Annotated in this window: 26 protein-coding genes; 16 read left to right on the forward strand and 10 right to left on the reverse strand. The window is 55.9% G+C overall.

Going from position 1 to position 25361, the window contains the following annotated elements; translation table 11 throughout:
• Positions 1-51: 51 nt before the first annotated feature.
• Genes KB235_RS03470 through KB235_RS03485 form a run of 4 tightly spaced genes read right to left on the reverse strand, consistent with a single transcriptional unit; the run spans position 52 to position 2502 of the window.
• Positions 52-465, reverse strand: a complete 414-nt coding sequence (locus KB235_RS03470; RefSeq protein ID WP_034807010.1) for a DUF350 domain-containing protein — start codon at positions 463-465, stop codon at positions 52-54.
• Positions 462-1685, reverse strand: a complete 1224-nt coding sequence (locus KB235_RS03475; RefSeq protein ID WP_211780404.1) for a glutathionylspermidine synthase family protein — start codon at positions 1683-1685, stop codon at positions 462-464. The genes KB235_RS03470 and KB235_RS03475 overlap by 4 nt, the downstream gene beginning before the upstream one ends.
• Positions 1682-2047 carry a hypothetical protein gene (locus tag KB235_RS03480; RefSeq protein WP_034808668.1) on the reverse strand — a complete coding sequence of 122 codons (366 nt, stop codon included), beginning with the start codon at positions 2045-2047 and terminating at the stop codon, positions 1682-1684. Before KB235_RS03480 ends, KB235_RS03475 begins: the two co-directional genes overlap by 4 nt.
• A complete protein-coding gene (locus KB235_RS03485; protein WP_034808671.1) occupies positions 2044-2502 on the reverse strand; it encodes a hypothetical protein in 459 nt (152 codons plus the stop codon). Before KB235_RS03485 ends, KB235_RS03480 begins: the two co-directional genes overlap by 4 nt.
• Positions 2503-2605: 103 nt before the next feature.
• Here KB235_RS03485 and KB235_RS03490 point away from each other — a divergent pair, with 103 nt between their 5' ends.
• The 5 genes from KB235_RS03490 (at position 2606) to amyS (ending at position 7456) form a co-directional block, all read left to right on the forward strand.
• Entirely contained in the window at positions 2606-3640 is a 1035-nt protein-coding gene (locus KB235_RS03490; RefSeq protein WP_246514314.1) for an ion channel, read from the forward strand.
• A complete protein-coding gene (locus KB235_RS03495) occupies positions 3640-4767 on the forward strand; it encodes a YfbR-like 5'-deoxynucleotidase (RefSeq protein WP_211780406.1) in 1128 nt (375 codons plus the stop codon). The genes KB235_RS03490 and KB235_RS03495 overlap by 1 nt, the downstream gene beginning before the upstream one ends.
• Positions 4768-4883: 116 nt before the next feature.
• Complete coding sequence (locus KB235_RS03500) at positions 4884-5216, forward strand: PadR family transcriptional regulator (RefSeq protein WP_034817594.1); 333 nt, start codon at positions 4884-4886, stop codon at positions 5214-5216.
• A complete protein-coding gene (locus KB235_RS03505; protein ID WP_211780407.1) occupies positions 5213-5740 on the forward strand; it encodes a DUF2812 domain-containing protein in 528 nt (175 codons plus the stop codon). The genes KB235_RS03500 and KB235_RS03505 overlap by 4 nt, the downstream gene beginning before the upstream one ends.
• A gap of 171 nt (positions 5741-5911) precedes the next feature.
• On the forward strand, positions 5912-7456 hold the full coding sequence (amyS, locus tag KB235_RS03510; protein ID WP_034817598.1) for an alpha-amylase: 1545 nt from the start codon (positions 5912-5914) through the stop codon (positions 7454-7456).
• Positions 7457-7482: 26 nt separating this feature from the next.
• Here amyS and KB235_RS03515 read toward each other — a convergent pair whose 3' ends face one another.
• Together KB235_RS03515 and lipA are read right to left on the reverse strand one after the other, a co-directional pair.
• The gene (locus tag KB235_RS03515; RefSeq protein ID WP_211780408.1) at positions 7483-8313 is read right to left on the reverse strand and encodes a lipoate--protein ligase family protein; all 831 of its coding nucleotides are present in this window, start codon (positions 8311-8313) and stop codon (positions 7483-7485) included.
• Positions 8314-8331: 18 nt separating this feature from the next.
• Entirely contained in the window at positions 8332-9231 is a 900-nt protein-coding gene (gene lipA / locus KB235_RS03520) for a lipoyl synthase (RefSeq protein ID WP_260577607.1), read from the reverse strand.
• A gap of 326 nt (positions 9232-9557) precedes the next feature.
• Here lipA and KB235_RS03525 point away from each other — a divergent pair, with 326 nt between their 5' ends.
• Positions 9558-11507 (forward strand): glycoside hydrolase family 3 protein, encoded by a 1950-nt coding sequence (locus KB235_RS03525; RefSeq protein ID WP_211780409.1) that lies wholly within the window; start codon positions 9558-9560, stop codon positions 11505-11507.
• A 51-nt stretch (positions 11508-11558) separates the two neighbouring features.
• On the opposite strand, the gene KB235_RS03530 is transcribed toward KB235_RS03525, so the two are convergent.
• Positions 11559-12404, reverse strand: coding sequence for a DegV family protein (locus tag KB235_RS03530; RefSeq protein ID WP_211780410.1), 846 nt, complete (start codon positions 12402-12404; stop codon positions 11559-11561).
• Positions 12405-12408: 4 nt separating this feature from the next.
• Positions 12409-13251 carry a lipoate--protein ligase family protein gene (locus KB235_RS03535; RefSeq protein ID WP_211780411.1) on the reverse strand — a complete coding sequence of 281 codons (843 nt, stop codon included), beginning with the start codon at positions 13249-13251 and terminating at the stop codon, positions 12409-12411.
• A gap of 106 nt (positions 13252-13357) precedes the next feature.
• Here KB235_RS03535 and KB235_RS03540 point away from each other — a divergent pair, with 106 nt between their 5' ends.
• Entirely contained in the window at positions 13358-14653 is a 1296-nt protein-coding gene (locus tag KB235_RS03540) for an HD domain-containing protein (protein ID WP_211780412.1), read from the forward strand.
• A gap of 22 nt (positions 14654-14675) precedes the next feature.
• Positions 14676-16262, forward strand: a complete 1587-nt coding sequence (locus KB235_RS03545; protein ID WP_211780413.1) for a Na/Pi cotransporter family protein — start codon at positions 14676-14678, stop codon at positions 16260-16262.
• 145 nt (positions 16263-16407) lie between these two features.
• On the opposite strand, the gene KB235_RS03550 is transcribed toward KB235_RS03545, so the two are convergent.
• Together KB235_RS03550 and KB235_RS03555 are read right to left on the reverse strand one after the other, a co-directional pair.
• On the reverse strand, positions 16408-16596 hold the full coding sequence (locus KB235_RS03550) for a 2-hydroxymuconate tautomerase (RefSeq protein WP_034804254.1): 189 nt from the start codon (positions 16594-16596) through the stop codon (positions 16408-16410).
• Positions 16597-16662: 66 nt separating this feature from the next.
• The gene (locus KB235_RS03555) at positions 16663-17442 is read right to left on the reverse strand and encodes a VLRF1 family aeRF1-type release factor (protein ID WP_034817615.1); all 780 of its coding nucleotides are present in this window, start codon (positions 17440-17442) and stop codon (positions 16663-16665) included.
• A gap of 155 nt (positions 17443-17597) precedes the next feature.
• On the opposite strand from KB235_RS03555, the gene ypfJ reads away from it, so the two are divergent.
• The 8 genes from ypfJ (at position 17598) to KB235_RS03595 (ending at position 25356) form a co-directional block, all read left to right on the forward strand.
• Entirely contained in the window at positions 17598-18452 is an 855-nt protein-coding gene (gene ypfJ / locus KB235_RS03560) for a KPN_02809 family neutral zinc metallopeptidase (RefSeq protein WP_211780414.1), read from the forward strand.
• A gap of 107 nt (positions 18453-18559) precedes the next feature.
• Positions 18560-19408 (forward strand): MurR/RpiR family transcriptional regulator, encoded by an 849-nt coding sequence (locus KB235_RS03565; RefSeq protein ID WP_034804245.1) that lies wholly within the window; start codon positions 18560-18562, stop codon positions 19406-19408.
• Complete coding sequence (locus KB235_RS03570) at positions 19405-19863, forward strand: GNAT family N-acetyltransferase (RefSeq protein ID WP_211780415.1); 459 nt, start codon at positions 19405-19407, stop codon at positions 19861-19863. The genes KB235_RS03565 and KB235_RS03570 overlap by 4 nt, the downstream gene beginning before the upstream one ends.
• A gap of 126 nt (positions 19864-19989) precedes the next feature.
• Entirely contained in the window at positions 19990-20883 is an 894-nt protein-coding gene (gene murQ, locus KB235_RS03575) for an N-acetylmuramic acid 6-phosphate etherase (protein WP_211780416.1), read from the forward strand.
• A gap of 13 nt (positions 20884-20896) precedes the next feature.
• Positions 20897-22270 (forward strand): PTS transporter subunit EIIC, encoded by a 1374-nt coding sequence (locus tag KB235_RS03580; protein WP_034804239.1) that lies wholly within the window; start codon positions 20897-20899, stop codon positions 22268-22270.
• Positions 22271-22319: 49 nt separating this feature from the next.
• Positions 22320-23372: a DUF871 domain-containing protein gene (locus KB235_RS03585; RefSeq protein WP_034817618.1), complete on the forward strand. Its 1053-nt coding sequence runs from the start codon at positions 22320-22322 to the stop codon at positions 23370-23372.
• Between the two features lie 59 nt (positions 23373-23431).
• Positions 23432-23935, forward strand: a complete 504-nt coding sequence (locus KB235_RS03590) for a YwhD family protein (RefSeq protein WP_034817620.1) — start codon at positions 23432-23434, stop codon at positions 23933-23935.
• A 158-nt stretch (positions 23936-24093) separates the two neighbouring features.
• Entirely contained in the window at positions 24094-25356 is a 1263-nt protein-coding gene (locus tag KB235_RS03595; RefSeq protein WP_034817623.1) for a dicarboxylate/amino acid:cation symporter, read from the forward strand.
• The last annotated feature ends 5 nt before the right edge of the window (positions 25357-25361 follow it).

Raw genomic sequence — 25361 nt, forward strand, 5'->3', positions numbered from 1 at the left:
TCCTCCTCTACAAAAACAGCCCATGCCTCGATTGAGTGCATGGGCTGTTTGTTAGTACGTCAAGCTTGCGGCGACGATGATGCCGACGACGAGCGAGGCCGAGAAGAGACTGATGCCAACGGCGAGGTTGCCGTTCTCGACTTCTTTTTCTAAGTTCACACCAGGCGTGAGTACGTACTCGAACGTCCAAAACGCAAGCACTTGTGCAAGAATCCCGACGATCCCCCAAATGAAGGCATCGAGCAAGTTGACGCTATTCGCCCATACCGTATAGATGACGATAGCGAGACCGAGCGCCTTGCCCCAAAGTTTCAAGGCGACGGCGACGTTGCCGGCTTTGATGAGCTTTCGTTCCGAATACTTTGTCGTCAACGCGAAGACGACGAGACCAATCAAGATGAGGCCAAACCCTGTACCGAGGTGGGCCAAAAAGCTCAAAATCGAATCGAGCGTGATGAACGTCATGAGTTATTCTCCTTTTGTGTGCCGATGGCTAAGTAGTAGGACTGGTTGTTCGTGATCATGCTGCCGGCCCGCGCACCGAGCGCGGACGGGCGACCGTTCAAACAGAAACAACCAATCATATAGTGTGTGTCGATCGTGCCGTTCACCGTGTTCGTTTTCCGAACCGGTAATTCATCGAATTGTTGATAGACAGCCGTCTCGTCTGCGTACGTTTGAAGCGCTTCTTTATGGAACGGCGTGCCATCCTTTTCGTACAAGATGACCGAATCCCCTTCTCGTCCGAACGCGGGCTTTTGCACGTAAGCGCGCTGACCTAAAAACGGGTCAGGCTCGAGATAGGTCGGTAAAAAGTATGTGCGGATGACGGTCCGCTCTGTCTCATTGAAGAATAGCTCGTTTTCATAAAGCTCCCAAATGAACGCTTGTACCGCCTTGGACTGCATCAGGAACGCTGAGAGCGGATTGAGGAGCGAGACGTGTTTCGCCTCGTTCCGTTCAAGCAGGCGAACGCCAATCTGTGTCCCGTCCGGTGCTAAGTCGTCGACCAAGTGCTCAATCGGATACGTCTGCCGATACAACACATCGACCCGTTCACCCGACGGCGTATACACTCCATCCTCTTCGACGAGAAGTTCGTGCAGAGCAACGAACTCGGAAGGTAGGTCGAGCGTCTCTTGCAGGAAACGCGTCGTCCATTTATCTTCAATGTTGTCGTCGTGAGCCGTGAAAACGATTTTCGGTGTCCCGTCTTTTTGTAGTCGCTGCCACGCAGCGATGACTGCTTTTCGCAATTCACTTCGAAGCAATTCAGTCTCCCCGGCGTTCGGGTCATCCAGCTCAAACTCTGTCGTCACGTATCGGTTCACGTCGAACAGTTCTTTGATGAACGTCGGTGTGTCGGCGTTGAACTCCATCAGCTTGAGCATGCCGTTCTTCACGATCCAGTCATAGCGACCGATAATCGTCTCTTGCGGAATCGCCTTGTCTCGAAGGAACGGCAGGCTCGCCTCCGGGTAGCCGAGCAGACGGAGCGTCTCGTCTGGGAGCGTCCGGAGCAGGCGGTTCGCCTTGCGGAAAATGGTATCGACGTCACGTGTCGCCGCGCGAATCCGCTCGACCTCGTCTCTTGAGTAGACGAGGCAGTCATAGAGCGCATACTCTTCCTCGTTCAAGTCCGGCCAAAAATAAGGGACTTGCGCGAACAAGGCGTCTCGGTTCATCCGCCGAAACCGCCTTTTGAGCCGCTACCGAGCCCGGAGTTTGAGCCCGGATTCGACCGGTTCGGCGTAATGCTACTCGCTCCGCCGTTCGAGCGATAGTTTTGATACGTCGCCGAGTTTTTCAATGCGCTCTTGGAATTGAAAAGGCTTCCGAGTAAGAAGAAGCTACCGAAGTGCGGGGAACGACGGTCGTCACAATAGTAGGACTCGGTTTCTGCATCCCATTCCCAATCGTCGCACTCATACCCGGTCGGTTCGTCCGGAAGCGTCGCTTGTTCCGTCTCGTCCATCCCGCAAGCGGCGAGGGAGGCGGTCAATACAGCGGCGGAGAGGCCGCTCAAGATTTTTTTGCTTGTCTTCATGTTGTTTCCTCCAATGTATAACCGGTCGGGGTGACATAGATCACATACGTGCCACGGTCCTCATCCGTTTCGGCTGAGTCACGTTCGTATTCGTTGCCGCCGACATACACGTACTGGCTACCGAGCATGGCGAGGGCGTCTAAATGACGGTCGACGTAGTACGCCTCAAGGAGCGGGTTGTCGAACCGGTCGTCGAGCGTGCGAATCTCGACTTTGATGTCGTCGGTCTCTTTCTTGTCGACCGGGCCTTCTGTATAGCGATCGACGTAAATCAAAAAGTACTGCTCGCCTTCGAGTGCGGACGAGCGTTGCTTGTACGTCATGCCGTCCTTGACGAAAAACTCACATTCGCGGCGGGCGAGTACTTCATCGAGCCCGAGCGATGTATAATGGTAGAGCGGCTCGAACGACAGCTCATTTTTATAGAGACGGTATTCTAAAACGATGGAATCCATAAGTCAGTCCTTTCTTTTTTCTTTCTATACGGAACCGAGTCGAGACGGGTTTCGTAAACCAATTGAGTTGTTACTAGTATATCCGAGAAAGCGAGTGATTTCAGTGCATATCTTTTTTCGCGTCTGGCGCGGGTTGTCCAAGCTATCTTTTTTAAACATCGTACTCGCCTCGCTCGTCATCATTTTGACGGGCACGCTCGTCGGACACTGGGTGGAGCCGGAGACGTTCCCGTCCCTGTTCGACTCGTTTTGGTGGACGATGACGACGCTGACGACGGTCGGATATGGGGACTTTTTCCCGTCCTCGGTCGCGGGGCGTTGGCTCGGGATTTTCTTGTTCCTGTTTGGGATCGGGATTATCGGGGCGTTGATTGGTAAACTCGTTGAAGTCGGTGCGACGTTTCAACGGTTAAAACGGGAGGGGAAACTCATGTATCGAGGAGAAGGCCATTACCTCTATATCGGGTGGTCACCGAAGACGAAGAAGGCGATTGACGAAGTGCTCGGCTACGAGCCGAACGCGGACATCGTCTTGATTGACCAATTAAAAGAAGAACCGTATGATCATGACCGCGTCCATTACGTGCATGGAGATGCCTCGGACGAGACGGTGCTCCTGCAGGCGAACATTCTCCGTGCGCGCCGCGTCGCCATCTTCGCGGACGCCCGGATCGCCGAGTCGTTGCTCGCCGACGGGAAGTCGCTCCTCATCGCTTCGGCCGTCGAGGCGCTGTCGCAAGCACAAGGCGTCGATTTGCATACGGTCGTCGAGGTGTGTGAAGAGCGGAACATCTCAAAGTTTAAACACGTCCGCATCGACGACTTCATCTTGGCGAACGACTCGGTGTCGCTCCTCATGGCGAAGGCGACGCTCCAACCGGGGACGACGTCGATTTTTCGGCAACTTTTGAGCAAGCAGTCGGGTGGCAACATCCAGGCACTCGCACCGCGCCCGGAATGGACGACGATTCGGGCGGCGGCCGAGGCGTTGCTCGGCCAGGGCGTCACGCTCATGGCCGTCAACGACCGGCTCGATTATGCGACCGTGCTCGACACAAAGCTCGAGGCGAGCGATACACTCTACGTCGTCTGTCACGACGACACGTGGGAACGATTGAATAAACAAGGAGGGGTTTGATGCATAACGGAACGTTCATCCGCAAGATGACACGCATGCAAAACGTCCAACGGTGGGACGAATATGCGCCGCACTATCACGACAATGCGGCGAGCCATAGTTTTCGCGTCGCGGTCTTCAGTTTGATCGCGGCTTATTATGAAGAACAAAAAGGACGTCCCGTCAACTTGCTCGATGTGTTAGGTAAGGCGCTCTTTCACGATATGAATGAGGTCCAGACGGGTCCGATCATGCACCGGACGAAAAAAGAGCCGACGCTAAAAGAACATATCGAGCGGATGGAGCGGACGGCGAGCCTCGGTCTCGTCGACTTATTATCGCAGTCGCTCCGACCTGACTTCTACCGCTTCCTCGTCGAGGCGGAGGACGACTCGTTCGAGGGACGGATCGTCGACGGCATCGACTCGTTCGATGCGATGTTGTTCGTCCGTCGCGAGGTCGCGCACGGGTCGCCGCACTTCGTCGCGAAGCTCGAGGAGATGAAAGCGGCGCTCCGGGAGCACCCGCTCGCTTCCGTCCGCTGGCTATACGATCAAGTCGAACAAGAGACGGAAGTGGCGACGTTCATCGAGAACGTCATGCGCATGGACAGCGTGAGGCGTTGGAAGGGTCGCTTCAACACGATTGACGACAACGACGCGATTCACGGCTTCCGGGCGGCGGCGCTAGGCATGTTCAGCGGGTTGATGGAGCAGAAGAAGTACGGCGTCGACGTCGATGTGGCGGAACTCGTCGCGCGCTTGCTTTGTCATGACCTCGTTGAAGGGGTGACCGGGGACGTGCTCGGTCCGGTGAAGCACGCGACGACGGAGACCGGACAGGCGTTCGAGGCGTATGAACGGGCCGAGAGCGAGGCGCTCTTATCGCTCCTCCCGGACTATATGCAGCCGGCGTTCCGACGCTACATGGCCGACTCGAAAGATGACACGTATGAAGGGAAGCTCGTCGACATGATGGACAAGCTCGACGCCCTCATCAAGATGAACATGGAGCGGAAGATGAACGGGGCCGAGTATGAGGTCATCTATCGGGAACAGCTGCGGAAAGTGCAGATGCGCTATGAGAACCCGAGTATGATTTTCTTCTTGGCATACATTTTGCACGACCTGGATTATGTAACGAGTTGACAACGTCACGGACGAATTCGTCCGTGGTTTTTTTATATCATTCATTGACGTATATCATTTAACGATATATAGTAAACGTAAGAAGTATATCGTTGAATGATATAGGAGGTGGTCATATGCCACGGAATGACACGATCGAGCTCGGCGAGTTGACCGACAGCACGTTTTACATCCTGCTCGCCTTGACCGAGCCGAGACATGGCTACTTGATTATGCAGTTCGTCGAGGAATTGACGGCAGGACGGATGCAAATCGGACCGGCTTCGATGTATACGATTATCAAGAAGCTCGTCGCTGCAGGACTCATCCACCCGCTTGACGGAGACGGGAAGAAAAAGAGTTACTTGATCACAGATGCGGGGCGCGATTTGCTCTGCGATGATGTGAGACGACGCCAAGCGATTGTCGAGGACGCACGATTCATCTTAGAAGGGGAGGGGCACGTATGAAACGGAAGTACATGTCGAGCTGGGGGCTCGCGTTTGCCGAAGAACGTGAGATGCGAAAGCTCGAACAGATGGCAGCTCAGGGATGGCACTTAGAAAAGTTCGCACCACTCGGTTATTCATTGGTCGAAGGCGAACCGGCAGACGTCCAGTACAGCCTCGATTACCGTACGCGTCCGGACGAAGAGTATTTCGAGATGTTCGCATCGAGCGGGTGGGAGCACGTGACATCGACCGGGGACGAGATTCACATCTTCAAAGGCCGTCCTGGAGCGCGGCCGATCTATTCAGACCGGGAGACGATGATCGCGAAGTACGTGACGGAAGAGCGCCAGATGGGGCGGGCAGCGCTCACGTTTCTCGTCGTGTGGCTCGGCTTGCTCCTGTTGATGCAAGTCGATTGGTCGAGCGTGATGGCGACGGCGCTCTTCGTGGTCCATCTGCTCATCACGATCGGGCTCATCTTCACCGGACTCCCGTACCTCGGTTTCCTAGTGAAGCGAAAACGGATGGAACATGACAGCTGACTAGGCGGATGGCACAAGCCATCCGTTTTTGTTTTGGTCGACTGAACTATTCACGAAAAAAATAGTTAGGCGCGAAGCACCGTTTTAGCGAAACCCTCTATTCAACGAAAGTGAAATCGGGCATGATGATTAATGAAAGCGCTTGCATTAATCTTTTGAGGAGGAAAAGGGATGGGTAAACGACGGAAAGGGGTTGCTTTGACGGCAGGAGTCACAGCGATTGCACTGCTGGCTGGGCAACCGGTCGCGCAAGCGGCGACCCCGCAGAACGGCACGATGATGCAGTACTTCGAATGGTACGTCCCGAACGATGGGCTACATTGGAACCGGCTATCGAACGATTCACAGCATTTGAAAGACATCGGGGTGACGACGGTTTGGATCCCGCCGGCGTATAAAGGGACGTCGCAGAACGATGTCGGCTACGGCGCGTACGACTTATATGACCTCGGTGAGTTCAATCAAAAAGGGACGACCCGGACGAAGTACGGGACGAGAGCCCAGCTCCAGTCGGCCATTACGAGCTTGCGCGGCAAAGGCATCGGTGTCTACGGTGACGTCGTCATGAACCATAAAGGTGGTGCCGACTATACGGAGACCGTCCAAGCGATCGAGGTCAACCCGTCGAACCGCAATCAAGAGACGTCGGGCGAGTACGCCATCTCGGCGTGGACCGGCTTCAACTTCGCCGGGCGCAACAATACATACTCGCCGTTCAAATGGCGCTGGTATCACTTTGACGGCACCGATTGGGACCAGTCGCGAAACTTGAGCCGAATCTACAAGTTCAAGAGCACGGGCAAGGCGTGGGACACGGACGTCTCGAACGAGAACGGCAACTACGACTACCTCATGTACGCCGACGTCGACTTCGACCATCCGGAAGTGAGGCAAGAGATGAAGAACTGGGGCAAGTGGTACGCCGACTCGCTCGGACTCGACGGCTTCCGCTTGGATGCAGTCAAGCACATTAGCCATTCGTATTTACGGGAGTGGGTGACGAGCGTAAGGCAGACGACCGGCAAAGAGATGTTCACGGTCGCCGAGTATTGGAAGAACGACCTCGGCGCCATCAACGACTACTTGGCGAAGACCGGGTACACGCATTCCGTCTTCGATGTGCCGCTCCATTATAACTTCCAAGCGGCCGGGAACGGCGGCGGGTTCTATGACATGCGCAACATCTTGAAAGGGACGGTCGTCGAGCAACATCCGACGCTCGCCGTGACAATCGTCGACAACCATGACTCGCAGCCGGGGCAATCGCTCGAATCGACGGTCGCCAACTGGTTCAAACCGCTCGCCTACGCGACGATCATGACGCGCGGCCAAGGCTACCCGACACTCTTCTATGGCGATTATTACGGGACGAAAGGGACGACGAACCGGGAAATCCCGAACATGTCGGCGTCGCTGCAGCCGATCATGAAGGCGCGGAAAGACTTCGCCTACGGCACGCAACACGACTATATCGACCATCACGACGTCATCGGCTGGACGCGCGAAGGTGTGGCGGACCGTGCCAAGTCGGGTCTCGCGACGATTCTATCGGACGGACCGGGCGGCTCGAAATGGATGTACGTCGGTCGTCAAAACGCCGGCGAAGTGTGGAAAGACATGACAGGCAACAACAGCCGCCTCGTCACAATCAACGCCGATGGCTGGGGCCAGTTCTTCGTCAACGGGGGATCGGTGTCCATCTATACACAACAATAAGAAAAACGAGTCGCGAGACTCGTTTTTTAGCGTTTCCATATCCATTCGTCACTCTCGTACTTCAAGACGAGCTGACGGATTTCTTCTTGTTGCGACTCGGTGAAGACGAGCGGTTCGAACGTCAAGTCGAACGCGTCACGGAACCCGTCCGTGAACGCGGCAGCGACCTCATCGAACGACACGTCGCGCCCGAGCGTCTCGTTGAGCGAGACGGCCTTATCTCCGAATCGTGCTTTCGCTTCTACTTTCTCGTCTGTCTCGAGGTTGAAGCAGTCGAACAAGACGTCATCGTCCATCGACAAGGGAATCGACCCGTGCTGCAAGACGGCGCCTTGATGGCGTACTTGAGCGCTGCCGGCGATCTTCTTCCCGTCGACGGCAAGCTCATAATACGAGGCGGCGTCGAAGCAGACGGCCGACTTCGGTTTCCGAAGTGCTTCACGGTCGGCTTCTGTCAGCGGGACAGAGAACTCGGCCGGGACGTTGAGTGCGCGATATCCGCGTCTTACGCCTTCGGTCAACAAGCGATAGCTTTCGATGACGTTCGTCGGGAGGGACGGCATCGTCTCCGGCAAAATGACGCTATACGTCAGTTCATCCGCATGGAGCACGGCGCGGCCTCCGGTCAAGCGCCGGACGACCGGAATCTGGTTTTTCATCAATGTGTCCCGGTCAAGGTCACGCGTCGCCCGTTGAAAGCGGCCGACGCTGATGGCGTGCGGGGCCCATGAGTAGAAGCGGAGCGTCGGTTTTAATTCGCCTCGCGCGACGAACGTCGCGACGGCTTCATCGATGGCCATATTTTCGGCCGGTGAGCGGCCTTCGGTCGTGATCAAATGCCACGTCGTTCCATTCATAAACGTCTCTTCTTTCTCTTAATCGATTGGGAGCATCGTGTGGCGACGCGCCTTGTGGACTTGTTCGTCGGCATGATACGACGAGCGGACGAGCGGGCCGGCCTCACAGTGTGAGAAGCCTTTCATCAACGCGATCTCTTTCAACTCGGCGAACTCGTCCGGATGGTAGTAACGCTCGACGTCTAAGTGTTTCTTCGTCGGTTGCAAGTATTGGCCGAGCGTTAAAATATCGACGTGGTGAGCCCGGAGGTCATCCATCGCTTGAATCAACTCATCTTTCGTTTCACCGAGCCCGACCATGATCGACGACTTCGTAGGGATGTCCGGATTCAGCTCTTTTGAACGCTTCAAAAACTCGAGCGTGCGGTCGTACGTCGCTTTCGCCCGGACTCTCGGCGTCAGACGACGGACCGTCTCCAAGTTGTGGTTCATGATATCGGGACCGGCATCGATCAACGTCTGGAGCGCCGAGAAGTCGCCCATCATATCGGACGGCAGTACTTCAATCGACGTCTCCGGATTCATCGCGCGGACGGCCCGGACCGTCTCGGCGAACACCGTCGCCCCGTAATCGCTCAAATCGTCGCGCGCGACAGCGGTGATGACAACGTGCTTCAAGTTCATAAGGCGGACCGATTCGGCGACGCGTTTCGGTTCTTCCCAGTCGAGCTCGTTCGGTTTGCCGGTCGTGACCGCACAGAAGCGGCAGGCGCGCGTACAGATGCTTCCGAGAATCATGAATGTCGCCGTGCGGCGGACGGCCCAACACTCATGGATGTTCGGACATTTCGCTTCCTCGCAGACGGTATGTAGGTTTTTCTCGCGCATCATGTTTTTCAGGCCGGTGTATGTCTCGTTCGTGTTCAGTTTGATTTTCAACCATTCCGGCTTTCGTTTCAGTTCCCCTCGTGCCAAGATGATTTCCCCCTTTTTTAAGTTAACCCCTAACGAAATGAGTTTACCAAAAAATACGGAAGATTCGAACCACCGAAATTATTGGTTTTGCCAATACAGAGGAAGGTTGTTACAAAACAGGTTGTTTATTTCAAATTGGTTACGCTTTCATGTGAAGTGTTGTTTCCCTTTTTTGAAGTTGCTATACTGACGTTGACCACCTGAATAAGGACCATATGTAACTGATACGATCAGGCATGGGGTGAACGAGCGTTGATGAGGCAACGCTTCTTCCTCCATGCCTTTTCGTTTGGGGGTCGGGGATAAACTTTCAAAAAGGAGTGGGGAACATGAACAAAGCATTGAACTGGACGGCGACACTCGGGCTGACGACGGCACTCTTCGTCTCATCGGTCCCGATGGCGAACGCGGTCGTGGCGGAGGAGGCACCACCGCTCTCGGTCGAGCAGCGGGTGACGAGCAAACTTGACGCCATGACGCTCGAACAGAAACTCGGTCAAATGATCATGCCAGACTTCCGATTATGGAACGGGGCGAACCATACGGCACTCGCACCGGACGTGGCCCGGGTCATCGACCGGTTCGACCTTGGGGGCGTCATCTTGTTCGCGGAGAACGTGACCGAGACCGAACAGACGACGAAACTCGTCCACGACCTGCAAGAAGTCGTCAAACAAGATGAGAGCAACGACATCCCGCTCTTCATCACGATCGATCAAGAAGGCGGCATCGTGACGCGGCTCGGGACCGGCACGAACCTGCCGGGCAACATGGCGCTCGGCGCGACGCGAAACAGCCAGTACTCGTATGATGCGGGGAACATCATCGGTTCAGAGTTGAACGCGCTCGGGGTGAACGTCAACTTCGGACCGGTCCTAGACGTCAACAACAATCCGGCCAACCCGGTCATCGGCGTCCGTTCGTTCTCGAGCGACCCGGAACTCGTCGGTGAGCTCGGTTCGGCGATGACGCAAGGCATCCAAGACCAAGGGGTCGCCGCGACGGCGAAACACTTCCCGGGACATGGGGATACGGCCGTCGATTCACACTATGGCCTCCCGATTGTCGATAAGTCGCTCGAGGACTTGCGCGGTCTCGAGTTGCTCCCGTTCAAGCGGGCGATCACCGAAGGCATCGACATGATCATGACGGCACACATCGGGATGCCGCAGATCGAGGATGAGGTCGTCGAATCGGCGCGCGGCACGTTCCCGCTCCCGGCGACGCTCTCGGACGATGTCATCACAGGCGTCTTACGTGAAGAGATGGGCTATGACGGCATCGTCATCACGGACGCCTTGAACATGCAGGCCATTTCGGACAACTTCACAGAGGCCGAAGCCGTTATCAAGACGTTCGAGGCGGGCGTCGATATCGCGCTCATGCCGACAATCTTACGGACGAACGCGGACGTCGTGAAATTGGAACGTATCTTTGATGAAGTGAAAGCCGCGGTCGAGAGCGGACGGCTCGATGAAGCGAAAATCGATGCGGCCGTCGAGCGGATTTTGACGCTCAAGGCTGAACGCGGTATTTGGGAAGAGTCGGTCGATACGACGACGCTCGAGGCGAAGCTCGCCGAGGCGAACGCGGTCGTCGGAAGTGCCGAACATAAAGCGAAAGAACGTGAGATCGCCGAAGCGGCTGTCACGCTCGTGAAAAATGATGACAAGACGCTCCCGTTCAAGCCGAAAAAAGGGGACACGGTCCTCGTGATCTCACCGGCGAAAGACCAGACGGACAGCATGGTGAAGGCGATCAAGTCGCTTGAGAAAAATGGGGGCAACATGAAAGACGTGGTCGTCACGACGGCGAACTATACGGCATCGACACCGCGCCTAGCGAACAATCCGAGCCTGAAACAAAAAGTCGAGGCGGCGGACTATATCATCGTCGGCTCGAACGTGAACAACAGCGCGAAGCTCGGACCGAATGCGGCGGACAACTACGTGCCGGCGGAAGTGTTCCGTTACGCGAACGAGACCGGGAAGAAGTCGGTGCTCCTCAGCCTCCGGAACCCGTATGACGTCGCCGTTCAACCGGACGCACCGGCCCAGCTCCTCATTTACGGTTTCAAAGGGGACCCGAACGGACCGGACTCAGAGGCAGGGAACTTGAAGTCGGCTGGGCCGAACCTCCCGGCTGGCATCCGTGCCATCTTCGGTGAAGTGAAACCAGGCGGTAAGCTTCCGGTCGACGTACCGAAGTTCGAGAACGGGACGTTCCAAAACGAGCTCCACCTCGAATTCGGTGATGGTTTTACGAACTGGAATAAATAAAAAGACAGCGAGCGCCCAGATGGGTGCTCGCTGTTTTCGGTCGTCCATCGATTACGCCTCGAAATACGCGACGACGAGGAGGCCGGGACCGGTGTGCGCTCCGATGGCCGAGCCGACGATCGTCTTCGTCACGTGACGCGGCGTGACGTGTTCACGAAGCATCGATTCGAACTGGTCCGCCTTTTCAGGGTCGTCCCCGTGGCCGATAAAGACGTCCCCGCCTTCGATAATCGGTTTCGATTCGGTCATCCATTCCGTGATGCGACGCAACACTTTCTTATGGCCGCGAATCTTCTCGATCGGGACGAGTTTCCCGTCCTCGACCGTGAGGAGCGGGAGGATGGTGAGCAAGTCACCGATGAATGCGCTCGCTTTCGAGACGCGCCCGCCGCGCATCAAATATTCGAGCGATTCGACCGTGAACAAATGGCGAATCTTTCCGACGAGCGACACGGCATAGGCGACGGTCTCTTCATATGTATGCTCTTGACCATACTCGGCGACGGTTCTGACGAACAAGCCCTGTCCGACCGAGGCAGCACGAGTATCAAGAATATGGAACGTGCTATCCGGGTATTCTTCTTTTAACGCATTCCCGACCATGACGGCCGTCTGATACGTGCCCGACAGCTCGCCCGAAAAGGCGAGATAGAGGAACGGGACTTCTGATTCGAGCAATTGCCGGAAACAATGCTCGAGACGTGCGACCTCGATTTGAAACGTCTTCGGCGTCTTGCCGGCACGCATCGCGGCGTACACGTCTTTCGGTTGAATCGTCTCGCCGTCTAGAAATTCTTCATTGTCGATGATGACACCGAGCGGTAATAGTTCTAACCCGTATTCAACGATTTGATCTTGAGTCAAATCGGCGCCGGTGTCCGTGATGATTTTAAACATGCGTTCACTCCTCTGTTAATTGGTGTTCGATGTCGCGAATCGGTTCATTTCGTTTCCACATCCGGTCGAGTTGCGCGGCGAGCATCTCTTGTTCGGCTGCGTCGAGCGTCCCTGACTTTAGCTCGCTGACGCTTCCGAGCACGTCGTACGCCCGTTTTAACACGTCTTGGACGGTGAGTGGAATCCCGAGCAACTCCTCGAGCGAGGCCATCGTCTCAGGAATGATGGCCGGATACGTGTGTCGTGTCGGTTCACCTTGAATCGCGGCGTCATAAAAGTCGCGGATGAGGGCGGCGCGTTCGCTCCCGCTTTTACGGACGCTCAAATAAATTTGAACGGCGACGCCACCGCGGACGCGGCGCTGCGAGATGCCGGCGAACTTCTTGCTTTCAATCGACAAATCGAAGCTACCGGGACAGTACGACCCGACGATCTCGCCGGCGACGATGGCGTCGGTCACGTCACGGAACATCTGTTGGATGAGTGACGTCATCGCCTCGTAGCCGCTGTCGATTTGAATTCCGTCATTCTCGGGTAAAATAAGAGATAAGTTCAATACATCTTCGTCAAGCACGACGGCAAGTCCTCCTGAATTTCGGACGACGGGGCGATACCCGCGCTCATGGAGCAGACGGATTCCGTCTTTCAAGTGGGGAAGGCGCGCGTCTTGAATCCCAAGCACGACCGTGTTCAAATGGACCCAGGCGCGGAGCACCGCACCTTGGACTTTCGTCGAGGCGCATAGCGTGTCGTCGGTCGCGAACGACTGCTCGGCTTGGAACATCGGACCGAGCGACGATTGGTCGATGAGGCGATAGGCCGGTTGGCGTAAAAGTGGATGGATCATATACATTAATTCCTTTTCAAAAGATAGTTTCCTGTTCATTATAGCATGGAGGGAACGACGCGCTGAAAGGCGAAATACATATTATTGAAACGTAGGGGGCAACGTCATGTACACGTCACGAGGTCAATTGTCCGGGTCGAAAGTGTTCAAAGACCCGGTTCATCGCTATATTTACGTCTACGATCATCTCATCTGGGAGTTGATTAACACGAAAGAGTTTCAACGGTTGCGTCGCATCAAACAGCTTGGGACGTCATTTTTGACGTTCCACGGGGCCGAACATACGCGCTTCCACCATTCGCTCGGCGTCTATGAGATCGCACGCCAACTCATCGACCAGTTCCATGAGTATCCGGAGTGGGACGACCGCAATCGGGAGCTGTTGCTCGCGGCGGCGCTCCTGCACGACGTCGGTCACGGGCCGTTCTCGCATGCGTTCGAACACGTCTTCTCGGTGCGCCACGAAGTGTGGACCGAGCGCATCATCTTAGGCGATACGGAAGTGAACAAAGTGCTTTCGGAGATGGGAATCGGCTTCCCGGAAGAAGTCGCGGCCATCATCAACAAGACGCATCCGAACCGGCTGCTCGTCAATATGCTCAGTTCACAGCTCGACGTCGACCGGATGGACTATCTTCTCCGCGACGCCCATTTCGCCGGCGTCAGTTACGGCAAGTTCGACTTGGAACGGATGCTTCGCGTCCTTCGTCCGGATGAAGATCAAGTCGTCGTCAAACAGTCGGGCATGCATACGATTGAAGACTATATCATGCGCCGCTATCAGATGTATTGGCAGGTCTATTTGCACCCGGCGACGCGCTCGAGCGACCTGCTCTTGAAAGCTGTCCTCGAGCGGGCGCAAGAACTGTACGAGTCAGGCTACACGTTCAACATGGAGCCGCGCCACTTCCTTCCCATCTTCAACCGCGAAGACATGACGCTCGCCCATTACTTGAAGCTCGACGAGACGGTCGTCTACTTCTATTTCCAAGAGTGGATGGAAGAGGCGGACCCGATTTTGGCGGATCTCGCGCGCCGATTCGTTAACCGTCGCCTATTGAAGTATAAGAACTTCCCGGAAGCGAGCCGGGTCCGCTATATGGACCGTCTTAGACAGACGATGGAGACGATTGGCCTGCCGACGCGTTATTACTTGCTCGAAGACCAATTGAGCCAATTGCCCTACGATTTATATAAAGGCCACGGCAACTACGAAGGGATTCTTCTACAGATGAACGATGGGGAGCGCCGCGAAATCTCGGAAGTGTCGATGCTCGTCCAATCGATTTTGAATTCACGCCAGTCGGACGAGAAGATTTACTACCCGGAGGACGTGCTCCTCAATTTGAAAGACCATGCTTCAGAAAAATCGTGGATGCTGTCAACGTTACGGGGGGACTGACACCTGAAAAGGAAGTGACACGATGGGGATCGCGACATTAATCGGAGGGATTGGGATTTTCCTGCTCGGCATGATGCTCTTGACGGATACGCTGAAAAGCCTCGCTGGGGAGCGGCTCCGGCGCCGGCTCAATCAGTTCGCGGAAGGGCCGGTCGCGGGTGCCGTGCTCGGGGCGACGCTGACGACGTTGTTTCAATCCTCGACCGTGACGACGCTCATGACGATCGGTTTTGTCAGCGCCGGCTTGTTGACGTTCGTGCAGGCACTGACACTCGTCATTGGGGCGAACGCGGGCAGTGCGACGACCGGGTGGATCGTGGCGCTCCTCGGTTACAACCTGGATATCCGCCAACTGTTCTTACCGCTCATCGGGGTCGGCATGGCGTTACGCTTTATCAATCGCCGGTTACGGCGAATCGGGATGTTGTTTGTCGGCATCGGGCTCATTTTTGTCGGGATCGGCACGCTCCAAGAGTCGATGCGCGACGTCGTCACGTTCTCGCTCAACGAGTGGAACGCGGACACGCCTCTGCACCAGTTGGCTTTACTCGGAACCGGGCTCTTGATGACAGCAGTTTTGCAATCGTCGACGATTGGCCTCGTCTTGACGATGACGGCGCTCGCGACCGATACGGTATCACTGACGCAAGCTTGTCTGCTCGTCCTCGGGCAAAGCGCCGGGACGAGCCTTGTCGTCGCCATCGGCTCGATCGGGGGCTGGAAGTCGGCGAGACGGATCGTGCTCGCCCACGTCCTCATTCATGGGTCGATTTTAGTCATCGGTTGGCTGACGTTTCCGCTCTTGTTCGGAGTCGTCAACGAGGTGGCCGACCGGCTGAATTGGAATGAACTATTGCGGCTCGCCTTGTTCCATACGTCGTTTCACTTGCTCGGGGTGTTGACGTTTTTGCCGTTCCACGAGCCGTTCAGCCGGCGCTTGTTGACGTGGATTCCAAGTCGGGCTGAAAAGCTGACCCGGTTCCTCGACCCGAACATGTCGCGTATCCCGGCCGTCGCCCTCGAGGCGGCGAGACGGTCCTTGATTGAGATTGAACGGTATCTTGGCAACGAGACGCGCTTGTTGCTCGAGGAAGGACGAAAACGCGAAGATGAACTGCAACTCGTCGAAAAGACGCTCGGAGACGTCCGCGTATTCTTGAGCACGATTCAACTTGATGAATCGAAAGGACGAAACGATTACGGGCAGCATCTGTCGCTCCTTCATACGATTGACCACCTCGAACGTTGGCTTTTCGTCATGCGGGAAGTCGAGCCGGATGATGTGTTACGGGACACCGATTTCTTGGTCGCCCGTCAGCTCGTCTTGCATGAACTCGAACTCGTCGACGGGCTGAATCATCACACGCCGCCTGAGGAGTCGAGCCGATGGAAGCGCGCTTCGAAACAACTCGCCGAGTACCGGAAAGCGCATCGAGCGGAGTTGCTCGAAGAAGCTGCGACAAATCAACTCGAGATGGAGTCGTCGATTCGAAAAGTGCAGGCGCTTCTTTGGCTCGACCGGATCGGCTATCACGTCTGGCGGGCGACACGGCATTTGATTAAACCGACCGTGTCGAGTGAGCGGTTCGAAGTGAACTTGGAAGACTGAAATACATCAAGTCGTCGCGCGTGTACAATGCCGGACAGGGCAGGGCGGCTGAAGCAAGGAAAACAGAGGAGCGTCGTCCCGGTAGGGATGACGCTCCTCGATTCAAAAGCATTTGAAGTTTTTCAGTGCCAATCGGGTGCGCGTATTACTTCTTGTCCGCGTGCATGACACCGGCTTGGCCGTAATGCGTCGCATCCATCTCTTCGATGAAGACAGTGATGTTCTCTTTCGGTGCGTTCGTCGTCTCGGAGACGGCGTCCGTCACTTTCTCGATCAAGGCGCGTTTTTGCTCGAGCGAGCGTCCCGGTAACATTTTCACGGTCACGTATGGCATATCGATTCCTCCTTTTTCTCGTACGCTTTTATTTTAGAGAATCGAGGCGCGCGAGGAAAGTAAAAATCAATGGAATGCCGCTTCGACGATGTGCGATTCACTCGACTTCGACAAATTCTTATGCACGACACGTTCGGGTTTCGTCCGGAGCTCGTCTCGGAACGAGTTGGCCAGTTCGGCCTCGCCGATGACGACGAGCCCTTCCCAGTCGTGCGCGCCTTTCATCTGTTCGACCGTTTGGGCAAGGTCCCGGTAAAAGCGGTTCAAGTTCTCGGCGAGACGACGATCGAACTTATCGACTTGCGAGCTACTCGAAGCCATCCGGTCACCTGACGCCGTTCCCTCGAAGCGGACCCATTCTTCCGTCTCGGGATCGAATGCGAACGAGAAGGCGGCATCGACATGGCCAAGCGACGTGTCGAGGACAGTCACGTGATCGAGGTTCGTCAAGATGACGCCCGTCGACGGATACTTAGTATGCAACGCCTCGAGCGGTTCGAGCACCGGTTTCGTCTCCCAATGGAACGCCGTCTCGACGTCATGCTGTAAGTAGTATGACTCGAATAGGTTATTTTGTTCTGAGGCGAAGATGACGAGGCTGCGGGTGAGATCGTTCCGGTGTTTGCCAAGCTCGTCTTCGACTTGTTTGCGCAACTTTTTGAAGCTCTTCAGTTGCGTCGCATCCCCGGACGCCTCTAAGTATTCGCCGATGCGTTTCAAGCCGTTCTTCAGATGAATATTCCAGTCGCCTTGTTGGTTCGGTCCTGTATTCAAATAAACGGACAAGACGCACTTGTCCTTGCATTCGACATCACGTAAACGTTTCAAATCACTCGCTAATCCCATAATCATTCCTCCTTAAAATTTGTGTCTCTTAGTCTGTATCCTACTTGCCCTCCACATAAACGCTAGAGACGGTGGGAAATCGTGAAAAATCAGGTGCGAAACGTATAGAAACGGGGTAAGGAACAAGACAGACTCGACGTAGGAGGAAACGATATATGAAATGGAAGGGTAGACAGGCGAGCCGGAACGTGGAGGACCGACGCGGACAACGGGTCGGCGGGAAAGGCATCGCCGGCATCGGTGGTGGTTTCGGTCTCATCTTGGTCATCGTGTTTACGCTGTTGAACGGCGGCAACCCGGCCGACATCGTCAACAACATCGGATTGAATGAACCACAATCAGCTGAAACGTATCAAGGATCGGCCCGGGAAGAAGAAATGGCCGATTTTGTCTCGGTCGTGTTACGAGACACGGAGGAAGTATGGACCGACATCTTCGCCGAGAACGGACTCACGTATCGAGAACCGACGCTCGTCCTCTTCACCGGACAAGTCGAATCCGCATGCGGCATCGCCGGTTCCGCCGTCGGACCGTTTTACTGTCCGGGCGACCAGAAACTGTACATCGATTTGAGTTTCTATGACGAGCTGAGCCAGCGCTTCAACGCGCCAGGCGACTTCGCGATGGCCTACGTCGTCGCCCACGAGGTCGGCCATCACGTCCAGACGCTTCTCGGGACGACGAACGAGATTATGCCGCTCCGAAATGAGATGAGTGAGGCCGAATTCAACAAATACTTGGTCCGGTTCGAGCTTCAAGCCGACTATTACGCCGGGGTGTGGGCGCACCACGCCCAAGGGATGGGCTATCTCGAGGCCGGTGACTTTGAAGAGGCGATGAACGCGGCCCATCAAATCGGGGACGACACGCTTCAAAAGCAAGCACGAGGATATGTCACGCCGGACTCGTTCACGCACGGGACGTCGGAGCAGCGGAAACGTTGGTTCGAAAAAGGGTTCCAAAACGGGACGATTCAAGGCGGGGACACGTTCAACACGAACAATCTATGAGTCGAGGGTCGGGCGGATGCTCGGCCTTTTTTGATTGCGGTTGGCTTGTATTGAAAGAATCCGCTATCATTAGAACAAGACACCAGTAGCAGGAAGGGGATGACCGGATGGAATCCTTACTTAAGAAAATCGAACTCGCCTTGAGCGAGATGACGTCCGTCGAGAAGAAAATCGCGGACTATATTTTGACGCACTCGACACTCGTCCCGAACATGACGACGAAAGAGCTCGCGCAAAAGACCGACGTGTCGGAGGCGAGCATCGTCCGCTTCGCGCGTGTCGTCGGCATCGACAGCTTCAAAGCGTTCAAGCTCGCGCTCGTGAAAGACTTGGCGATTACCGAGACGACGTTGACTGACTTCAATGTGCTCCAACAAAAGGACACCCCGTACGACTCGTTTCAAAAAGTCATCCATGTCAACAAGATGGCCATCGAAGCGTGTGCCGAGGCGATGGACAAGCGCGAGCTCGAGCACGCAATCGATACGTTCGCCCGTGCCAACCGGGTCGTCTTCTACGGCGTCGGTGGTTCGTCAACGGCAGCCTATGACGCGCAGTATAAGTTCACGAAGCTCGGCTACGCCGCCCAGACGTCGCAAGACTTTCATTACATGTTATCGCTCATCCCGCACCTCGGACCGACCGACGTCTTCGTCGCCATCAGCACGTCAGGACGGACGAAAGACGTGCTCGAACTCGTGCGCTTCGCGAAAAAACAAAACGTCCCTGTCGTCGCCATCACCGATCTCGACAAGTCACCGCTCTACCGCGAAGCCGATGTCCGGCTCTGCACGCCGAACGTCGAGCGCGACTTTAGAATCGCGAGCATCGCCTCACGGATGACGCAACTGACGATCGTCGACACGCTCTACATGGGTCTGCTCCACCGAAAAGGAGAAGGGCTCATCGACAAGTACGCCGAGGCACGCGACGAGATGGTGAAATTGCGGCGATGAAGCTCGCGTCGTATAAAGCGGCGGACCGTGCGCGTCTCGAGGCGTTCCTTCGCCGGCAACAAACGTTCGCTGCCTTGAGCGGCCAGACAATCGATGCGTTTAGCGAAGAGAACGTTGCGGACTTCGAGGCGGACGGGACGATCAGCTTGCTCGTGGAAGCAGACGCTGAAGTGATCGCCGTCGTCGACTTGTTGAGACGGCATCCGGTCGACGGCTCGCTCTGGCTCGGTCTGTTCGTCGTCGACGAACGATACCACGGCAACGGAATCGCACAATCGCTTTATGAACAACTTGAGCAAGAGCAGATGCTTCCTTTTCACTCGGTATTCCGGCTCGGCGTCTTGCAACATAATGAACGGGCGTATCGTTTTTGGCAACGTCAAGGCTATGTGTACGAGAAAGAGTCCGTGACGGCACGAGGCGACCACGTACTCATCAAGACAATCTGTCCGTAAACTCGACTGGTGAACAGTCGGGTTTTTATTTAGAAAAAAATGTAATGAAACTTTATTTCCTTATTTTTTTAAATAAATTTGACTTTAAATTTCAAATTAGTAAAATGGACGTATAGAGAAGAAAGGATGGTGGCGATGCTACATAAACTTGCTACAGAACGACGGAATGAACGGACGATGCACTTAGACGAGCTGTCGGTCGAGACGTTATTGACCGTGATGAACGAGGAAGACGAGCTTGTGCCACACGTCATCAAGGAAGAGGTACCTGTCATCGCCCGAGTGGCAGAACGGGCCATCGCTTCGTTCAAACAAGGCGGACGTTTGATTTATCTCGGCGCCGGCACGAGTGGACGACTCGGGATTTTGGATGCGGCCGAATGTGTGCCGACGTTCGGGGTATCACCGGATATGGTCGTCGGACTCATCGCTGGGGGCGAACGCGCACTCATCAAGGCGGTCGAAGGGGCAGAGGACAGCAAAGATTTGGCGGTTAACGATTTGAAAGCGCTTCACTTGACGGAGCGCGACACGGTCGTCGGCATCGCGGCGAGCGGACGGACACCGTACGTCATCGGCGGACTCGATTACGCTCGTGAAGTCGGGGCGACGACGGCGGCATTATCTTGCAACAAAGGTTCAAAAATCAGTGAACACGCCGAGTTCAAAATCGAGGTCGAGACGGGTCCGGAAGTGTTGACCGGATCGACGCGACTGAAGGCCGGGACGGCGCAAAAGCTCGTCCTGAACATGATCTCGACGGCGTCGATGATTGGCATCGGCAAAGTGTATCAAAACTTGATGGTCGACGTGCAACCGACGAATGAGAAGTTAGAGATTCGGGCGAAACGGATGATTGCGGAAGCGACAGGGGTCGACGAACAGACGGCCGCGCGTTATTTCGATTCATCGAACGGCCACGTCAAGACGGCTATCGTCATGATTTTAGCCGACGTCCCGTATGCGGAGGCAGTCGAGCGACTAGAGCGTGCGAACGGATTCGTCCGCGACGCGTTATAAGGGGGAACACGAGATGAAGAAAGAAGAGGTGTTGGCACACGCCATACTCGAGCATGTCGGGGGGAAAGACAACATCCGTCAGCTCGCACATTGCATGACGCGCGTGCGTTTGGCGTTAAAAGATCCGACGAAAGCGAATATCGAAGGTTTGAAAAAAATCGACGGTGTCATGGGGGTCATCGATGACGAGACGCTCCAAATCGTCGTCGGGCCGGGGACGGTCAACCGCGTCGCCGACCATTTGAGCCGCGAGACGGGACTTGCGATCGGGGAAGAAGCGGTCGATGCGAACTTGACGCCGGACGAACGGGCCGCCATCGAGCGTCAAAAAGTGAAAGAGAAGCAGAAGTCACCGTTCAAGCGTTTCTTGCGTCGCTTAGGAAATATCTTCATCCCGCTCATCCCGGGACTTGTCGCCTCGGGAATCATTAACGGGACGGCGAACTTCGCTAAAAACGCCGGCGTTGACCCGACCGAGACGTGGATGCAAATCCTCTTATTGCTTGGTAGCACGGTCTTTGCGTATCTCGCCATCCTCGTCGGCTGGAACACGGCGAAAGAGTTCGGTGGGACACCGGTACTCGGAGCCATCGCCGGGGGGATTCTCTTCAACCCGATGCTCGCCGACATTACGATTTACGGGGAGCCGCTCGTCGTCGGACGTGGTGGATTGTTCGGGGTCATCTTTGCCGCATGGCTCATGACGTACATCGAGAAAAACGTCCGTCGCTTCATGCCGACGGCGGTCGATATCATCTTCACACCGCTCCTCACCGTCCTCGTCGTCGGTTTCACGGCGCTTTATGCAATCATGCCGGTCGCGGGCGTATTGTCAGACGGCATCATGCGTGGGTTGAACGCCGTGCTTGAGATTGGTGGGCCGCTCGCCGGCGCCGTCCTCGCCGGTTTCTTCCTCCCGCTCGTCATGGTCGGGTTGCACCACGGGTTGACGCCGATTCACTTGGAGCTCCTGAACACGGTCGGGAACACGGCGCTCTTGCCGATCCTCGCGATGGCCGGTGCCGGACAAGTCGGGGCCGCGCTTGCGATTTTCGTGAAGACGCGCAACCAACGTCTCCGTAACATCATCAAAGGTGCGATTCCGGTCGGATTCCTCGGAATCGGCGAGCCACTCCTCTACGGGGTCACGCTCCCGCTCGGGCGTCCGTTCTTGACGGCGTGTATGGGCGCCGCGGTCGGTGGTGCGTTCCAGGCGACGATGAAGACGGCCGCGCTCGGGATTGGCGTCTCAGGGCTCTCGCTCACGCCGCTCATCGACAACGGCATGTACTTGACGTATATTGGAGGTCTCGTCATCTCATATACGGCAGGCTTCATCTTCACGTACCTCTTCGGCTTCAAAGAAGAGATGGCAGACGGGATTTGACAATCGAGGTGGCTCTTTGGAGTCACCTTTTTGCATAGGAGGAAGGCAGATGAGAGGACTATCGGTTTATTTGAGTCAGCCTGTGACGGCTGCATACGAGACGTGGCTCGCCGAGATGCGTCAGAGCGGGTTCACGTCGCTATTCACGTCGCTCCATATCCCCGAGGATGACGCGTCCGTCTACACGGAACGGCTCGAACACCTCGGGCGAATCGCCAAGGCGCTCGAGATGGAACTGTTCGCGGACATCGCCCCGACGTCGCTCGAAGCACTCGGGAAGACGTGGGACGACGCGCATACGCTCCTCGACTGGGGCGTGACCGGACTTCGCGTCGATTATGGCGTGACGCCGAAGCAAGTGGCCGACTTGTCGCAGCGGATGACGGTCGCGCTGAACGCGAGCACGTTGTCCGAAACGGAACTGGCCGAGATGGTGCGCCACGGTCTCGATTTGAGGCGGGTCGAAGCGTGGCACAATTTCTATCCGCGACCAGAGACAGGGCTTGAGCGGACGTGGTTCGATGAAAAGAATGCGTGGCTGAAAGGCCAAGGCATCCGCGTCCAAGCGTTCATCCCGGGAGACGGGACGCTTCGTGGGCCGCTGTTTGAACGGCTCCCGACGCTTGAAGACCATCGCACGTTGTCACCGTTCGCCTGTTTCCTTGACCTCGAACGACACGTCGACCGGATTCTACTCGGTGACCCGGCCGTGACCGACGAGACGCGTGAGCAGTTCAAGGCGTATGACGACGGAATCGTCTTGCTTCGAGCCGAAGCGGTATGCCCGCTCGAACCGATGCTCCGTGATGTGCAGACGAACCGGATGGACCCGGCCCGTGATATCGTCCGTTCGGTCGAGTCGCGCGCCTACGGTCGGCCTGGTCACCGCCTCGTCGAACCGCTCGCCGCGGCGCCGCGTCCGCTCGGGACGATTACAATTGACAACACGAACTACGGTCGGTATGCTGGCGAGATGCAAGTGACGAAGCGCGATTTGGACATGGACGACCGTGTGAACGTCATCGGCCGCGTCATTGCCGAAGACCGTCCGCTCATCCGTTTCATCGGACCGGGCGTCATGTTCCGCGTCTGTTGGGATTGAGTTCAGCATTGCCACATTCCCGCTTCTTTGTGTAAAGTAGAGAGGGAGGGACGCAACTTATGAAAGACATCAACTTCAATATCATCGCTGATGATTCGACGGACGGCCACGGTGGTTACGGCGTCGGCTCGCTCAGTTTGAACAATATGTCGCCGGTCATCATCGACGTCGAGGCGGGCACTGCCGTCATCGACATGGGTGCGATGCATGCCAAGTCGGCGATTGAAAAACGTATCAAGTTTTTGACCGATCGGGACGCCGTGCCGAACGGAAAACCGTATTGGATTGTCTGGGTGACGGTCGGTCGGAAGCCGGACGGGTTCTACTACGGCGGCGTCGCGGCGTGCGATATGACGGTCGACCTTGAAGCGCGACGAGGCTATAAACTATTGCCGTACCATGTCAACCAGATGGACAAGTCACTGAAAGGCCGCATCTTGATTGACATGATGGACGCCCCGTCTCGGGACGTGTTGGCGCGCTTTTTGCAACAGTACCGTCCTGAAATTTGGGAACAGTCGACTGAGCTGCAAGATGAATTGACTCGCTTAACTGCCGAGTAAAAAGATTGGACCGTCCGCGGTCTCCAATCTTTTTTGTTTGGCATGAAGCGAAGGCGGGAACATACGCCTGTTATGACATTGTGATACAGCCGTAATTGTATGAAAATTCAGTATTATGGTATACTATACGCACTGTGTAAAAAAGAAAGGGTGACACGATGAGTGAAACGAAGAAAATTCTAATTGGTCTTGTACTGGGGGTCGTCGTCGGGCTCGGGCTCGCTGGCCTGTCTGGCAACGTATATGACATCGTCAATACGTACATACTCTCCCCGGTCGGGACAGTGTTTTTAAACTTGATTAAAATGTTGGTCGTGCCGATTGTCTTCTTCTCAATCATTCTCGGCGTCATGGGTCTTGGGGACCCGAAAGAGCTCGGGCGTGTCGGGTCGAAAGCGCTCCTCTTCTTCTTGACGACGACGGCGCTCGCCATCATGCTCGCGATGGGCGTCGCATCGGTCATCCAGCCGGGTGAGCGTGGCGACTTCGCGACGGCGAACCTAGAGTTCGAGACGGCGGCGACGGATGAGTCGTCGAATATCGTCCAGACGTTCGTCAACATGATTCCGACGAACCCGATTCAATCGCTCGCAGAAGGCAACATGCTTCAGATTATCGTCTTTGCGGCCTTGATCGGTTTCGCGATGATCGCCCTCGGGGACCGTGCCAAATCGTGGCGCCGGTTCGTCAAACAAGGGGATCGCATCATGATGCATCTCATCCATTTGGTTATGAAGCTCGCGCCGTATGGTGCGTTCGCCTTGATCGCCTCGGCGATTGGTGGCATCGGTCTTGATGCCGTTCGTGCGATGGCGTGGTACATGTTCGCTGTCGTCTTGACGCTCTTCTTACATGCGACCATCGTCTATGGCGGGGCGCTCCTCTTCCTCGGGAAGATGAGCCCGGTGTTCTTCTTCAAGAACTTTAATGAAGCGATCACGCTCGCCTTCTCGACGTCGTCGTCGAACGCGACGCTCCCGGTATCGATGGAGCTCGCTCAGACGAAACTTGGCGTGCCACGTTCCATCTCGTCATTCGTCCAGCCGCTCGGTGCGACGGTGAACATGGACGGGACGGCCATCATGCAAGGGGTCGCGACGATTTTCATCGCGCAAGTGTTTGCGGCTGACTTGACGATTGCACAGCTAGCGACTGTCGTCATCACGGCAGTGCTCGCCTCAGTTGGAACGGCCGGGGTTCCGGGTGTCGGGCTCATCATGCTCGCGCTCGTCTTACAATCGGTCAACTTGCCAGTCGAAGGGATCGCCCTCATCATCGGGGTCGACCGGATTCTTGATATGCTCCGGACATCGGTCAACATCACTGGTGATGCGACGTGTGCAGTCGTCGTATCGAAACTTGAAGAGAAACACCTACCGCCTGTCGACGAAGACGCGTGGGACGAAGTCGAAGCGAAGTAACAGAA

Origin of the sequence: Exiguobacterium alkaliphilum, assembly GCF_018138125.1 — a bacterium.
In the GTDB taxonomy this organism is placed as follows: Bacteria; Bacillota; Bacilli; order Exiguobacteriales; family Exiguobacteriaceae; genus Exiguobacterium; species Exiguobacterium alkaliphilum.